General features: G+C 33.8%; 15 protein-coding genes. 7 read left to right on the top strand and 8 right to left on the bottom strand.

The features are described from left to right. Positions 1 to 21: 21 nt before the first annotated feature. Positions 22 to 774, bottom strand: coding sequence for a quorum-quenching N-acyl homoserine lactonase AiiA (gene aiiA, locus ACUXEY_RS01295; protein WP_429603075.1), 753 nt, complete (start codon positions 772 to 774; stop codon positions 22 to 24). Between the two features lie 187 nt (positions 775 to 961). Here aiiA and ACUXEY_RS01290 point away from each other — a divergent pair, with 187 nt between their 5' ends. Next, a complete protein-coding gene (locus ACUXEY_RS01290; RefSeq protein ID WP_461299889.1) occupies positions 962 to 1981 on the top strand; it encodes a zinc-binding alcohol dehydrogenase family protein in 1020 nt (339 codons plus the stop codon). A 48-nt stretch (positions 1982 to 2029) separates the two neighbouring features. On the opposite strand, the gene ACUXEY_RS01285 is transcribed toward ACUXEY_RS01290, so the two are convergent. Then, positions 2030 to 3421, bottom strand: coding sequence for an amino acid permease (locus ACUXEY_RS01285; protein WP_461299888.1), 1392 nt, complete (start codon positions 3419 to 3421; stop codon positions 2030 to 2032). A 576-nt stretch (positions 3422 to 3997) separates the two neighbouring features. Beyond that, positions 3998 to 5197, bottom strand: a complete 1200-nt coding sequence (locus tag ACUXEY_RS01280) for a multidrug effflux MFS transporter (RefSeq protein WP_461299887.1) — start codon at positions 5195 to 5197, stop codon at positions 3998 to 4000. A gap of 364 nt (positions 5198 to 5561) precedes the next feature. Between ACUXEY_RS01280 and ACUXEY_RS01275 the strand changes: the two genes are divergently transcribed. Then, the gene (locus tag ACUXEY_RS01275) at positions 5562 to 6113 is read left to right on the top strand and encodes a DUF5823 family protein (RefSeq protein WP_461299886.1); all 552 of its coding nucleotides are present in this window, start codon (positions 5562 to 5564) and stop codon (positions 6111 to 6113) included. Between the two features lie 85 nt (positions 6114 to 6198). Beyond that, positions 6199 to 6627 carry a cytidine deaminase gene (locus ACUXEY_RS01270; RefSeq protein WP_461299885.1) on the top strand — a complete coding sequence of 143 codons (429 nt, stop codon included), beginning with the start codon at positions 6199 to 6201 and terminating at the stop codon, positions 6625 to 6627. Between the two features lie 111 nt (positions 6628 to 6738). Here ACUXEY_RS01270 and bshB2 read toward each other — a convergent pair whose 3' ends face one another. Together bshB2 and ACUXEY_RS01260 are read right to left on the bottom strand one after the other, a co-directional pair. Continuing rightward, positions 6739 to 7401: a bacillithiol biosynthesis deacetylase BshB2 gene (gene bshB2 / locus ACUXEY_RS01265; protein ID WP_000439464.1), complete on the bottom strand. Its 663-nt coding sequence runs from the start codon at positions 7399 to 7401 to the stop codon at positions 6739 to 6741. Positions 7402 to 7416: 15 nt separating this feature from the next. Continuing rightward, complete coding sequence (locus ACUXEY_RS01260; protein WP_000407039.1) at positions 7417 to 7767, bottom strand: YojF family protein; 351 nt, start codon at positions 7765 to 7767, stop codon at positions 7417 to 7419. A 263-nt stretch (positions 7768 to 8030) separates the two neighbouring features. On the opposite strand from ACUXEY_RS01260, the gene ACUXEY_RS01255 reads away from it, so the two are divergent. Continuing rightward, entirely contained in the window at positions 8031 to 9356 is a 1326-nt protein-coding gene (locus tag ACUXEY_RS01255) for an ArsB/NhaD family transporter (protein WP_461299884.1), read from the top strand. 151 nt (positions 9357 to 9507) lie between these two features. Here the strand turns inward: ACUXEY_RS01255 and ACUXEY_RS01250 are convergent, their stop codons facing one another. Further along, positions 9508 to 9735, bottom strand: a complete 228-nt coding sequence (locus tag ACUXEY_RS01250; RefSeq protein ID WP_166703237.1) for a coiled-coil domain-containing protein — start codon at positions 9733 to 9735, stop codon at positions 9508 to 9510. 230 nt (positions 9736 to 9965) lie between these two features. On the opposite strand from ACUXEY_RS01250, the gene ACUXEY_RS01245 reads away from it, so the two are divergent. The 3 genes from ACUXEY_RS01245 to ACUXEY_RS01235 are packed head-to-tail and all read left to right on the top strand — an operon-like array spanning position 9966 to position 13247. Continuing rightward, the gene (locus tag ACUXEY_RS01245) at positions 9966 to 10853 is read left to right on the top strand and encodes an ABC transporter ATP-binding protein (protein WP_461299883.1); all 888 of its coding nucleotides are present in this window, start codon (positions 9966 to 9968) and stop codon (positions 10851 to 10853) included. Next, positions 10850 to 11947 carry an ABC transporter permease gene (locus ACUXEY_RS01240; RefSeq protein ID WP_461299882.1) on the top strand — a complete coding sequence of 366 codons (1098 nt, stop codon included), beginning with the start codon at positions 10850 to 10852 and terminating at the stop codon, positions 11945 to 11947. Before ACUXEY_RS01245 ends, ACUXEY_RS01240 begins: the two co-directional genes overlap by 4 nt. Before the next feature lies 1 nt (position 11948). After that, positions 11949 to 13247: an ABC transporter permease subunit gene (locus tag ACUXEY_RS01235; RefSeq protein WP_461299881.1), complete on the top strand. Its 1299-nt coding sequence runs from the start codon at positions 11949 to 11951 to the stop codon at positions 13245 to 13247. Between the two features lie 72 nt (positions 13248 to 13319). Here ACUXEY_RS01235 and ACUXEY_RS01230 read toward each other — a convergent pair whose 3' ends face one another. After that, complete coding sequence (locus ACUXEY_RS01230; protein WP_461299880.1) at positions 13320 to 13871, bottom strand: GNAT family N-acetyltransferase; 552 nt, start codon at positions 13869 to 13871, stop codon at positions 13320 to 13322. A gap of 215 nt (positions 13872 to 14086) precedes the next feature. Continuing rightward, entirely contained in the window at positions 14087 to 14995 is a 909-nt protein-coding gene (locus ACUXEY_RS01225) for an ABC transporter substrate-binding protein (RefSeq protein ID WP_461299879.1), read from the bottom strand. Positions 14996 to 15010 lie beyond the last annotated feature (15 nt).

Genomic DNA, 15010 nt, shown 5'->3' with positions numbered 1-15010 from the left:
ATGAGCTCATGACTTTTTGCACTATATATATTCTGGGAACACTTTACATCCCTTTTCCTGCTCTATATCATGCCCAAAGAAAACAATCGGCTTCTCTTTTATCACAACTTCTTTTAAACGTTTAATTGAAGATAAAGCTAATTCTGGATCAAATCCAGCAAACGGCACTTCATCTTCAAAATTCTCTTTCGTATAAGATGCATCAATCGTTAATAATACAGGACCGGATTTTTCCGTCTCAATTAATAATGACTGATGCCCTGGAGAATGTCCTGGTGTATACAATAACTGAACACCAGGTACCACTTCATAATCACCTTCAATAATTTTGTAGTTTAAATTCGGCAGTATACACTCTTTCAAATATTCCTCTCTATACTGTGCCGCCTCATATTCAGCACGCTGTATAATGATTGGCGTATTCGAAAAAGTACCATTTCCTCCTGCATGATCAAAATGCAAGTGAGAACTAATAATATATAGAAGATCTTCCGGCTTATACCCTACACGTTTTAAAATAGTTACGATTCTATCTTCTTCATTCATTTTCGGTAAAATCTGCCCTTCAACAAATGTACCGTTAAAAAGTCCTTCATTATTAACCGCACTTTCTGGCATACCTGTATCTACTAAAATAGGCCCCTCTTCTGTCTCCAAAAGATAACACCATACAGGTAAGTTCAATAAATTTCCCGGTGTGAGCGTACTATTAACAGAAGAATGATCTAACATACAACGACCTGCTGGGATGAAATAAAGCTTCTTTACTGTCATTATGTATCCACCTTTACATTTAATTTGAGATAAAGTAACACAGTAAAAAATTCTGCTTTTTAGAAACAAACTCCTTCCACTCTTTCATACCAGCATAAATAAAAAGAGTGTACTTTTTTTACATAATGGCATTTCACCATCTATAATAAAAGAGTAAATGACTCTTATTTTAATGGAGGGAATACACATGAAAGCAATTGGTTTACATGAATACTTACCTATTGAAGAAGAAAATAGTTTAATTGATATCAAAGTTGAAAGGCCTGTTGCTACAGGAAGAGATATACTCGTTAAAATTAACGCTATTTCCGTTAATCCAGTTGATACAAAAGTTCGCTCTCCGAAAGATAAAAAAGAAGATATAGCGAAAATACTTGGCTGGGATGCTACTGGTGTTGTCGTGCAAACTGGCGAAGGTTGTACGTTATTTAAAGAAGGCGACGAAGTGTTTTACGCTGGAAGCATTACGAGACAAGGTACATATAGTGAATACCACCTAGTTGACGAAAGAATCGTTGGCAAGAAACCAAAAACGTTAAATGATGCTGAATCTGCAGCACTTCCTTTAACAGCTATTACGGCTTGGGAAGGTTTATTTGAACGCTTAGGCATTGATTATAATAAGAAGGATACAAATACATTTAAAAACATTTTAATTATTGGCGGTGCTGGTGGTGTTGGCTCGATTGCAATTCAATTGGCAAAATGGGCTGGACTGAATGTAATCACAACTGCATCCCGCAATGAAACGCTACATTGGGTTGAAAAATTTGGTGCCGATTATATTATTAATCATCACCAACCTTTACAAGATCAAATATTAGAGTTTGGGCTAAAAGATATAGATTATATTTTCTGCTTAAACAATACAGATCAACATTGGCAAGCAATATGTGAGCTTATTAAACCACAAGGGAAAATTTGCTCTATCGTAGAAAATGAACATCCTCTTGAGATGGAGATTTTAAAAAGTAAAAGCGCTACATTCGTTTGGGAGTTTATGTTTACAAAAGCGATGTATGAAACTGGTGATATGATTACGCAGCACGAACTATTAAATAAAGTAAGTGAATTATTAGATGAAGGCATTTTAAAGACTACTCTAAATGAAACATTCACACCAATTAACGCTGAAAACATAAAGAAAGCACATGCACTACTTGAAAGCGGAAGTACAATTGGGAAAATCGTTTTAGAAAAGTTTTAATAACAAAAAGTCCGATTTCCAAATGAGAAATCGGACTTTTTACTATCTTTATTTACTTGAAATCTCTTGATCATTTGGAACATCTAACGGAGGTCGTTTCCCTATTCCGAAAGCATAGAAACTAATTGTAACGATAGCTAAGAAAATAATACCTACAACTAGTGAAATACGCGTATCATCGTTAAACCACATTCCGATTAATACCATAATTAAAAAGGCAATTGTTAAATAGTTTGTAACAGGAGCAAATGGCATTTTGAACGGATGATCTTTCATCTCTGCCCCTTTTTCTTTTCTAAAGTTAATTTGACTAATTAAAATGACGAACCATGGTACCATACCAGGAAGTACGCTCGCACTATATACATATACGAATAAGTTTTTCGGAGCAATATAACTTAATACAACACCAACCGCTAAACCGATAAGTACGCCAACTGTACCGAATAAAGGTACACCATTTCCAGAAAGTTTCGTGAAATATTTCGGTGCTTGTCCATTTACACCTAACGTGTAAAGCATACGTCCCGCACTATAAATACCACTATTACAACCAGACATCGCCGCTGTAATAACAACGAAGTTAATAAGTCCTGCAGCAGCCGTAATACCAACCTTCGCAAAAGTTGCTACGAATGGGCTACCAATTGTACTTAATTGATCCCACGGATACACAGTTACAATAACGAAAATAGCACCAATATAGAAAATTAAAATACGCCAAATTGTACTTTGAATCGCTTTTGTAAGTGTCTTCTTCGGATCCTTCGCTTCACCAGCAGTAATACCGATTAATTCCACACCTTGGTATGCACCAACTACAAGTGATAATGCAAAGAAGAATCCTGAAAAACCACCTGTAAAGAAACCGCCATTTGACCAAAGATTTGATATACCAATCGCTTCTCCGCCGTTACCAATTCCAAAGAAAATAAGTCCAAATCCCGCAATAATCATTAATAGAATCGTAACGATTTTAATCATCGCAAACCAAAATTCAAATTCACCAAATGACTTAACAGAAATTAAGTTAGCTGCGCCAAGAATAACCATTGCGATTACACCTGGTATCCAAGCTGGTAATTCCGGGAACCAATATTTCATATATGCTCCAACCGCAATAATTTCTGACATCCCAACGATAACCCACTGGAACCAGTTACTCCACGCTGTCATATAGCCAGCTAGCGGATGAATATACTTATGACCGAACGTCGCAAATGAACCTGTACTCGGCTCCATATACAACATTTCACCCATCGCACGCATAATGAAGAAGATAAAAATACCTGCAATTGCATAAGCAAGCATTACTGACGGACCTGTCCATTTAATCGTGCTGGCCGACCCCATAAACAAACCAACACCAATCGTTCCGCCTAAAGCGATCATTTGAATATGACGTGCTTCTAAGCCCCTTTTCAATTCCTTGTTTGCCACTTCATTTCCCCCTCTTAGATGATTCATAGCCGCATTTTAATACAAGATGCTTTCCCCTAATTCCTTTCGGCTCTGAAAATGATGAAGCAAACGTCATTTTACACTAGCTTTAAAGCTATCCTAAAATCGTTTTTTGCCTCTTACAAAATTCTCAAAACCTTTCATCTTCCAATATTCTATAAATCTTAAAATTACTTATCTTATATTAATTCATTAATCTGAAAAATTCAATTATTTTTTAGTAAATTATTATACATAAGTATGATTAATTTTTAACTAAATTAACAATAAAATACATCTATTCAATATGATTCCGGCATGAACATTATTACAATATAAATAACCGAGGAAAGTATTTCTTCCTCGGTTTCACATCCCATGCACTTTAATCTTTATAGTTAATAACGTAATTCCCCACACGTCCAATTCATATACCAATCAGAAATTTAATATACTAATAAATTACTAACTTCTTTAGTCCAGCCCAATTTGAAGTAGGAATCTTACTACCTCAAAACAGCGTGATAAAATATAAAAGAGTCTCATTTTTAATGAGACCCTTTTACCATTTCATATTTAAATCATTTTTGAAGTTTGTTTACCTAAAATAAACACCTTAGTAAACACCATCATGATAACTACTATAGCCAGAAAATAAAGTGGCATCACTAGTAACGAACCTGTATGCAGCTGGCTCATTCCCCAAATTGTCATCGTTACAATTACATAGTAGCCTAAGCTAAACAATGCTCCTGCTATACCAATAACATCTTGAAAATCTACTAATGCTAAACTTAAACAGTTAGGCAACGCTACTCCAATTCCTAATAGCAAAATAAACATCGCTACTAAAAATACAATCATATATATTATGTTTGGATTTGATCCCAGTAAAGTAATAACAGATAAAAGGATAGCTCCTCCTGTCATTACAAGACAACCGATATATATAATCTTCTCTGGTTTATACGTAGCAAGCAATCGTTTTGAAACTTTCGCTCCAATAATTGAAGCAGAAGCAACAACAATTCCTAAAAATCCATACATACTAGGCGATAACTGAAAGTATTCAATAAAGATAAACGGCGCTTCTGCATAATAGCTAAACAAAACACCATTCGCTCCTCCAATTAATAACCCGTATGTTACTACTTTCGGATTTGTAATCAATCGTTTTAAAACAGAAAACACATTTATTTTATTCGTTACTGAGTCCGTCTTTGTTTCCGGAAGAGAAACAAACGTATACAGAAAAATTCCGAAACTCATAATAACTAAACTTAAAAATACGATTTTAAATCCAAACATTTGATCAAGAAAGCCACCAATTAACGGTCCTATCGCTGGTGTAAAAGCAATGACTGCCGAGATTTGAGCAAACATAACATGCCTCTTATGCCCCTCTACACTTTCACGAAGAATCGTTTGTGTCACAACTGATCCTGCACTTGCTCCAAACGCTTGAATAAAACGACTTATCAATAAAACTTCAATGGAATTTGCAATAAAGCATAAGAAACTCCCTATGCCATATACGACAATTCCAAATAACATTGCCGGGCGACGGCCAATTATATCCGATAACCATCCAATAAAAAATACACCTAAAGCAAATCCAGCAAAATACACACTAAGCGTTAACTGCACTTCATTATTACTTACTTGTAACGCCTTTGAAATGTCAGGTAAAGACGGTGTGTAAATCGTTTCACTAATTTGCGGAAATGCCACAAGAATAATCATTAACAAAAGTGATGGTACTGAGACTTTTTTCATTTTTCATACCCTCCTATAACTTTGAAAATCTCAGAAATAAAAAGACTTTCCTTAGCTACGGAACAGGAGGGGCCATTATAGAAATTCGATCATAAAACAACAAAGAAAACACCTCAATTACGTATGTTAATACTTATAGGAGGGTAATATTAACATTGATTTTAAAATATACTTTTTCAATTATATTACATATTGCGATTCTTTTTCTAGTGTTTGGCCTTAGAGTATTAGCTAAAAAGATAACTTGATGCTGCCACCTTTTTATGGAATAATTAGGAATAGTTTGAATTGATAGTACTAATTATTAAACGATAGACTAGCATATTTTAATGTCGTAAAGCTTACAAACAGGAGGCCTTTCGTAATGATTGAAATTTTAAAGACAGTAATAAATTTCCTGATTGCTCTATTCTCAGGAGAATTACCAATTGTATATTATGTGTGGATTATTACCCTGTTCCTAATTCAAATAAGCCAATCTACTCTGAATTACAAACTCTTTAACAAGAAAGATAATTTCAGCACTTATACATCGGAAGGATTACTTGCTTTTATTATTTTATTATTTGGAGGTATGTTAGTATCTAAGTTACTTGCTTACATAATAGACGATTCTACTATTAGTATGACAAATGTAACACATTATTTTATTTCTCTTATTATATTAACTATATTTGTCGTCATAAGCTGTCTTAAAGATTTTATAGAAACATCTATCAAAAATAAAAATGTGTCTCTTTTTAGCTTTTTAGTAGTTTCCTTAATAACAAGTATACTTTCATTCAAGTTTTTATCACCTTTAATCGAAGGTTCTTTTTCTCTTTCTAAATCTTTTATAACCACTTTAATCATTCTTGTAACTATATCAATTCCTCTATTAATTGCCTTAGAGGAAAAGTATGCAGATGAAGAGTAATTCTTACATTCATAGTTTAAAATCGGTATTAATAATAAAATAACAGTCATTGAATCGAAAATTAAGCAGAAATGAGGAAATACAATTGAGCATTGAACAACAATTATATGATGCAGTGAAAAGTTTAATTGACCAAAGATATCCGCATAATTGGGGCGGAGCTGCAGCGATTCGTGTAGAAGATGGATCCATTTATACAAGTGTTGCCCCAGACGTAATAAATGCTTCAACAGAACTTTGTATGGAAACAGGTGCTATTTTAGAAGCACATAAATTTCATAAGAAAGTTACACATTCGATTTGTCTCGCAAGAGAAAATGAGCATTCTGAATTAAAAGTATTATCACCTTGTGGTGTATGCCAAGAACGTTTATTTTATTGGGGACCAGAAGTACTATGCGCCATTACAAATTCGAAACAAGATATCATTTTCAAACCTTTAAAAGAGTTGCAACCATACCATTGGAGTGAAGCATATCATGATGAATTCGCAAAAGAATGGAGTACACGATAAAGTGAAGGTTACACTCAAATAGCGGAGAATAAAGATTATTCACTAAAAAAGCACCGTCACAAATGACAGTGCTTTTTCTATGTAAGAGCTACTAGAAGGTTCCCTTCTAGCCTACTCCCATTTATAAGTCCAAAATTGTTCAAGTTGCAGCCATTTTAATGTTGCTGCATCTTTGTTTTTGATTTTTGCATGTGTTTCTTCTAGCATCGCTTCTGTTTGGGAACGATGCGCACCTAGCGCGGCTAGTTTATGCTCGAATACTTCACTAATATTATTTACAACATCCGGCTCACCTAATACAGCTTCACGATTTTTTGTAATCGCAACTGCATGAATGACTGGACGTTCTTCTTTTGGCATACGTGATACAGCGCGAACGGCAGCGCGACCAAATGCATCATGATCTGGATGTACGCCGTGCTCTGGATAAAATGTAATAATTCGAGATGGATTTACTTCTTGAATGATTGCTTCAATTTTATCTGCAACGAAATCAACATCTTCAAATTCTAACGTTTTATCATGGAAACCAAGCATTCTTAAATCTTGAATCCCCATCGCTTCACATGCGTCTTTTAATTCTTTCTCACGGATATTTGGAATCGTTTCACGGTTAGCGAATACGTTTTTCCCCATATTACGTCCCATTTGTCCTAAAGTACCGCACGCATACGTTACAGGTACTCCTTGATCTGTTAATAAGCGAATTGTTCCTCCCGCAGCAAATGCTTCATCATCTGGATGCGGAAATACAACAAGTACATGTCTCTCCATAAGTTTCCCTCCTTCTTACTTAAATGGTGTTAAGCTTAACTCAAGTGCAACTGCTAAGCGCCCTTGATTATCGTGCCCTGCAAGTAATAAACGCTCTTTATCGTCTACTTCCCAGTGCGTAATACCTTCTGCATATACCCAGCCATGATCCATTTTCAAACCAACTCGGTATGGATTCGTTCCAGTAATCTTCCCGCGTTCAAAGCGAATAATTGCATTTCGAATGAATGCTCCAACTGTCATCATCTTTTCATTAAAGTGTGACGCATACGCTCCGTTCGTTGTTTCTAAATGAATATATACATCTTTATTTACAAAACGTTCAATTTCATTTTGAATAAGAGAACTATCTTTTACTATTTCCATCGGAATTCACCTCTTTAAACCATTTTACGCAAAAATAATGTAAATTGCTATCTCTATATTAGAGGACAGCGCCCACTTTTCCTAATAATTTGCACTGTGTTTCTTTATTTTTTTATATCATATGTAAAATCATCATTTTTTCCTTCACTTTGTTAAATAGTTTTCTTTCTTTTTTGAATTTGCTACAATATATTTCATCCCGTATTTAATACAGCGAGATACATTTTGACAACTGAATACATACTTTAAAGAAGGTGACATGATTGGAACAATCAGCACATGAAGTAGCAAATTGGCAATATTATTTTGCAATTGCCGTATTTTTAATCACGTACGGATTTATTATTTCTGAAAAATTGAATCGTGCTGTAATCGCACTATTCGGTGCTGCTATTATGATTATTTTTGGAGTTGTAGATTTACATACTGCTTTCACATCACATATTCAATGGGAAACGATCACCCTTTTAATCGGGATGATGATTCTCGTACATATTACGAGTCAATCAGGCGTATTTGAATTTGTGGCCATTAAAGCAGCAAAAGCAGCTGGTGGAAAACCAATCCGCATTTTATTATTGCTATCCTTATTAACTGCTGTCGGATCAGCATTTTTGGACAACGTAACAACCGTCTTATTAATCGTACCTGTTACACTATCCATTACACGTATTTTAAAAGTAAACCCTGTTCCTTATTTGATTTCAGAAGTGCTATTTTCAAATATAGGCGGAACAGCAACATTAATCGGTGATCCACCGAACATTATGATCGGATCGGCAAATAAGCATTTAGATTTTAATGCCTTTTTACTGAACTTAGCTCCAATCGTAATTATTATTTCTATCGTTACACTTGGCATTATTTACTTTATGTATCGCAATAAACTAAAAACAACACGTGAGCAAATCGAAAAACTTATGGTATTAAACGAAAAAGATTACATTAAAGATCAAAGCCTCCTTTTAAAATCGATCACGATTTTGGGACTAACTATTTTAGGCTTTATACTCCATTCTGTTATTCATGTAGACGCTGCTGTTGTCGCGATGACAGGCGCTACACTTCTTATGCTAATTGGAGTAAAAGAACATGATATTGAAGATGTATTTGCCCACGTTGAATGGGTAACCATTTTCTTCTTCGCCGGACTATTCGTTCTCGTTGGCGGGTTAATTGATATCGGGCTTATTTCTTCACTTGCAACAGAAGTACTCGACGTAACAAATGGCGATATCGGTTTCGCTGCGGTACTTATTTTATGGGTATCAGGCATTGCATCTGCAACAATTGACAATATCCCCTTTGTCGCAACAATGATTCCGCTTATTCAAGATTTAGCTACAGGGCTCGGACTATCTGTCGACTCTCCGCAAATCGAAGTACTATGGTGGGCGTTATCACTTGGAGCTTGCTTAGGAGGAAACGGAACATTAATCGGAGCATCCGCAAACGTAGTCGTTGCTGGTATTGCAAAACGTGAAGGACATGGATTCTCGTATATGGACTTCTTAAAAATCGGGTTACCGTTAACTATCATTGCATTACTATTATCACACGCTTATATATATTTGCGTTATTTAATGTAAAAGTTGTAGTGTGTGAAATTATATCGATGATTTTTAAAATATATCGATTATTTCTTCGAATATATCAACGATTTTTTAAGTATATCGAATTACTGATAAATAACGACAACGAAAAAGGTATGCAGCTCTAAATTGCATACCTTTTTTTCGTTCACCAAAATATGCCGATAATTGCTAACCCACCTAATATCATACCGCCAATTTGTCCGATAATTGTTGGTGATAATTGAACACCCTTTCGCACTTCAACAACCGGTCTTTCGTGCCTTAGTTGCTGCACTTCACTTTGCAGTTGATGTACACTTCCGTGTAATTCTTTAATTAGTTCCTTTAATTCAGCGACTTCTTCATTTACTGGTTTTGCTTTGTCTAAATTCATTTTGCATGACTCCTTTTTCTCTAATCGACACATTGTAAAAATTCTCCAACAAGTGCTCTTTTTCCTTTCTTCACAGTCTCATTTCTAAATTATTCATATAATAGATTTAAAAATGAGATTTAGAAAAAGCTTAAATTTATATCTATATCTCTTTATAAATCAGAATTTTCAGTTATAATTAACAGTACAATTACATTTTATACCAATTCATTAAAAAGGAGGAATTCTAGTTGACTATTCTATCTATCAATAATTTATCCAAAAGTTACAAACATAAAAAAATATTAGATGGCATTAACCTCACAATCAACTCCCCAGGAATTTGGGCTTTAGTTGGTCCTAACGGTGTTGGTAAAACTACTTTTTTAAATGTAGTTACCAACCTTTTGCCCGCTACATCCGGAAATATTGAATTGATCGGAAAATCTAACAAAGATGTTTCAGTGTTTAAAGACGTTTCTTTTTTACAGGACAATTCTGTACTATATGACTATTTAAACGGCTACGACCATCTTGCATTCATTTGTGATGTGCAAAAAATTTCAAAAGAACGCATGAATGAAGTTGCAAAATATGTAGGAATGGAAAGTTATGCGAAGAGGAAAATTAAAGATTACTCCTTAGGTATGAAACAACACCTTCTCTTAGCAATGGCAATCTTAAACAAACCAAAGCTTATGTTCCTTGATGAACCTCTAAATGGCTTGGATCCAACTAGCTCTATACTGATGAGGAAAATTTTATTACGCTTAGTAGAAGAAGGTACAACAATCATTCTTTCTTCGCATAATTTATCAGAAATTGACCGTGTTACAAAGAAGATTCTTTTTTTAAAAGACGGCAAATTAATAGAAGAGGATATGACAAAGTACGAAAAAATTTATTATCACTTCTTATTTTCAGATTTAAAATACGCACAACACGTCTTATTACAAGAAAACATACAAGCAGTGTTAACTAAGAAAAGCCTTAGAATCCAATTAGAACACCACACCATCCAAGACCTTATTAATCTATTTTATTCTCATAACATTAATATTATTGATATCCAAAAAGAAGTTATCGGTTCTGAAAAAAGATATGAAGAAGTATTTAATGTATGTGGTGATACGACATGAAAATATTTCTATTCGAACTAAAAAAAATGCTCTACTCTAACATTCTCTTTACTTTAATCATTGCTACTATGCTAATTATCTGCGGGTTATTTCTGCATAATGCACTAAAACAAGACATAGTCCAAATGAAAAAAATTGAATTATTTTCTAAATATGAAACAGAAGTTTCTAATCAAGTTACAGGAGATCAAGATACATTAAAAAAAGGACCTAACGCAAAAATTGAATCTCGATTAGAGATTGGAATTCCGCTATTTAAAAATTTAAATCAACTTATACAAGAAGTAAAAGATAACAAGTGGAAAAATGAATTACAGGCTGAAATGAAAGTGTATGACTTAGCTATGCACTTTCAACAAGTAGAAGGAAGTTTCTCAGCCAGCGAAAAAGATATGAAAAAAGCAATTCGACTGAATGAAAACTTATTACAACAAGGTTTGCCAAAAGAAGACCTTGACCTTTCCATTCAACCATCTCTATTTATAAAAAAAGTAATTTCACTACTACTCAATGCCCCAGGATTCCTTATTTTACTACTCTTACTAGGTACAGTCATTACGAAAGAATTTGAAGACCATACGATTAAGCTAGCCTATACTTTACCTATTTCTCGTACTCACTATATCTTAATAAAATTTTTCAGTTTACTTCTTGTTAGTTTCCTATGGATTTTACTAGTATTTTCACTGTCTTATATACTACCAACAATATTCGGAAAATCTACCGGTAATATTTTTAATTACCCGCTTTTCACAAAAACAGAAACTATTATTAGTTCAGGTACATACTTAAAAACAGCTCTCACTTACAGTCTATGTTATTCCACTGTAGCTATTTCCTTATTAGTGCTCATTGGATTTTGGATAAGAAATGCTCTTGTTACATATTTAATTCTCACTTTTATTTTGAGCAGTGGTTTCATTTTATCAAAAATCGGCTTTAATCCGTTTCTATCTCCCCTTTCCTATCAACAAATAGATCACGTCATTTTAGATAATAATGGATATTATCCATTAGGTGCAGTGGTGTTAATTGGAAGTACATTTTTGCTCTTACTATGTGCCATATGCATGAATCGAAAGCGGGGTGTGTAATATGAAACAACTCTTCCAATTTGAATTCAAAAAATATTTCAAGAAAAAAACAACATGGATTGCAGTATTCACTTCTATTCTTTTCGTTAGTAGTTTATATTTCTTAAATTATTCTGTCGCGAAAGATATCCAGCGTGGAAATTTATCATTTGCACAATATATCGTTAACATTTCGCAACAGGCTTTAAAAGAACTGGAACTGCAAAAGATTGAAGCTGAACAGAATGGCGATGTTGAAAGAATTACAGAAAATAAATTAGCTATTCAAGAATCTCAGCTATCTCTTTCAAAGAAGAACAAATGGATTACGAACTATTCTCAAGGTAAGTGGCAAGACATATATGAAGAAAATATAAATCATTTACAATTTATGTTTAAGAGCTCAAAAGGCTCTAACTCTTTCCCTCACGCAATTGACAAACAATATATTTCCTTTTTTACAGCACGGGCAACGTTGGAAGAATTATTGTTACTGAAAAAAAATAAAGCTGAACCATTCATTCAAAATACCATTCATACTCCCTTCCTATTTACAATTTACGATCAATTTACAGGTAGTTCCTTAGAACAATGGGAAAAGAGTACTATGCGTTATGGTACAACTGGTTCTTTATTTTTATATCAAATAATCCAGTACTACTATATACCAGTACTCATTTTATTGGGATGCTTTATTTTCGGAAACAATATCTCTTCTGAAATGAATAATAAGAAGCGTGGTTTACACTTTTACTATACTTTGCCTGTTAAGCGAAAATCATTATTTATAACAAAGTATTTTAGTGGATTCCTTTCTACAATTGTTTTTGTTTTACTAATGCTACTTATTCCTTTGTTATGTAGCTATTTTACAAAAGGAGTCGGGAGCTTCAATTACCCAGTCCTTATATATGAAGGATCAGAGCCTAACCCATTTGGCAGTGAGTATAATAGTTTAAATCCCATTAAAGATCAATTTCACTTTATCACTTTGAAAAATTACTTTGGACAAGTATTATTACTAACTGTTTTACTAACATTTTTTCTATATTCTTTTTACTACATTTCATCACTTGTACTAAAAAGCCTAAGTATTACAACGTCTCTTGTAGGTATTATAACTTTTATCGGAATGAAAAGTTTCTCTTCTCCTTACAATCCATTTACTTACGTGAATATTCACAGTGTCCTCACTGGCGAAACAGCGACTTTAGTTTTTAATCCTTCTATTAATCTTTCAAATGGGATTATGTTAACATTTGTCTTAGGCTGTACTCTTTTATTCGCAGGATACAAACTATTTATAAGAAAATATAATTAGAACTAAAAATAAAAAAGGAAAACTAATACCTACCTAGTTTTCCTTTTTAGTCCATTATTCATATCATCACTTTTATTTTTGCAGCTCGATCCATTCATCCCTTAATATCCCCATAATCATACGATCAAAACACTTCCCATCTCTTTGAACTGCTTCTCTCATACAGCCTTCTATCTGAAAACCCATTTTTTTATACAACTCAATAGCAGCTTTATTATAAGAAATAACATCCAGACCGACGCGGTGCAAATTCAATTCATAGAAAGCATATTTTAAGATAAGATGGATCGCTTCTCTTCCATATCCCTTCTCTCTATCATTTGCATCTCCTATACCAATTGCTAATAAACCCGTTCTGTTATTCCACTCTATGCCATGAATTGCAACAAAACCAATTAAGCGATCTTCTTGAACTGTCCTTAACATGAAAGAAACACTATTCGATCTTCGCCCCTTTAATAACCCATCACTCGCTATTTCCTGTAAAGATTGTGGGAATGCTACATCTGTATCTACGTTTCTTAAATACTCACTATCTTCTTGCCATTTAGCCATTACTTCAGCATCTGCTTCTCTCATAGCTGATAATTTAATCGTTTTATTTTGAAAAAGATTCATTGTCATTTCAAACTCCCCCTTTTTTAATAACGGGGATACTTATTTTAGCCTATTTATCCCCTTATTCCATAAACTGCTTTATAAACGGGATACTTACAATAAGCGCTGACATTGGCACATCTCCTCTACATTAAATTACATTCATTGTATAATTTTTCATTTATTCTAACAATAAAAAAGACCCTCAAAATTTAGAGGATCTTCCTAACAATGAATTGCTATTATTTCGTAAACATTTTCTCCGCTTCATCCATTGCCATTTTATTACCTAAAGCAGAATAGTCAAGCCATGGTTGGTCATTAATAATGTATACGTGCTTACCCTTAACAGCTTTTAAGTCTTTCCAAATTGGTGTTTCTTGAAGTTGTTTAAATGCAGCTTTTGCCTTATCATCTCTATTTACAACAACGAAAATCGCATCTGCATCAAAGTCAGGTAATACTTCTTGTGAAATGACTTCGAAAGGACGGTTTCCATCAATGTTCTCTACTCCATTTGCAGGTTGTAATCCTAAGTCTTGGAATAAAATTGGTCCCATCGGTCTTTTCGTACTAAATACACGTAATTCTTTTGCAGTAACACGAATTGCCATTACTTTTTCGTTATTACCTAATTCTTTATCTATTAAACTTTTTACTCTTTTTGATTGCTCTTCGTAATCTTGAATATATGTATCCGCTTCTTTCTCACGGTTTACAAGTTTACCAACTTGTTTTAACTGATCTCTCCACGTACCTTCATCTAAATTGAAAGAATGTGTTTTTGCAATTTTTTCGTATTTCGCTAAATCTTTGCCCGCGTATTTTTCATCCACATAAATGTCAGTTGGCTTCAATTGAAGTAATGCTTCCATATTCGGATCGGTTACAACACCAAGTTTTTTCGTATCTTTCAGTTGTTCTTTTGCATGCGGTAAGAAATCTTTTAAATCTCCACCAATTACAGAACCTACTGGTGTAATTCCTAATGCAAGTAAATCATTTGTTAAATGAATAGACATTGAAGCAATTTTTGGGTCATTACTTTTTTCCGTTTTTTTCGTTGCCTCTTCATTAGATTTCGTTTGACCACATGCTGCTAATACTAGAATACACATCATGCTAAATAAAATAGTAAGTTTCTTTTTCATATGTTCTCCTCTTTG

Source organism: Bacillus sp. F9_6S_D1_P_5 (genome assembly GCF_054823925.1).
This window is presented reverse-complemented; position numbering and strand designations above follow the sequence as displayed.

Coding starts and splice junctions, on each gene's coding strand:
- aiiA (WP_429603075.1), bottom strand. CDS start 774: ATGACAGTAAAGAAGCTTTATTTCATCCCAGCAGGTCGTTGTATGTTA.
- ACUXEY_RS01290 (WP_461299889.1), top strand. CDS start 962: ATGAAAGCAATTGGTTTACATGAATACTTACCTATTGAAGAAGAAAAT.
- ACUXEY_RS01280 (WP_461299887.1), bottom strand. CDS start 5,197: ATGAAAAAAGTCTCAGTACCATCACTTTTGTTAATGATTATTCTTGTG.
- ACUXEY_RS01275 (WP_461299886.1), top strand. CDS start 5,562: ATGATTGAAATTTTAAAGACAGTAATAAATTTCCTGATTGCTCTATTC.
- bshB2 (WP_000439464.1), bottom strand. CDS start 7,401: ATGGAGAGACATGTACTTGTTGTATTTCCGCATCCAGATGATGAAGCA.
- ACUXEY_RS01260 (WP_000407039.1), bottom strand. CDS start 7,767: ATGGAAATAGTAAAAGATAGTTCTCTTATTCAAAATGAAATTGAACGT.
- ACUXEY_RS01250 (WP_166703237.1), bottom strand. CDS start 9,735: ATGAATTTAGACAAAGCAAAACCAGTAAATGAAGAAGTCGCTGAATTA.
- ACUXEY_RS01240 (WP_461299882.1), top strand. CDS start 10,850: ATGAAAATATTTCTATTCGAACTAAAAAAAATGCTCTACTCTAACATT.
- ACUXEY_RS01235 (WP_461299881.1), top strand. CDS start 11,949: ATGAAACAACTCTTCCAATTTGAATTCAAAAAATATTTCAAGAAAAAA.
- ACUXEY_RS01230 (WP_461299880.1), bottom strand. CDS start 13,871: ATGACAATGAATCTTTTTCAAAATAAAACGATTAAATTATCAGCTATG.
- ACUXEY_RS01225 (WP_461299879.1), bottom strand. CDS start 14,995: ATGAAAAAGAAACTTACTATTTTATTTAGCATGATGTGTATTCTAGTA.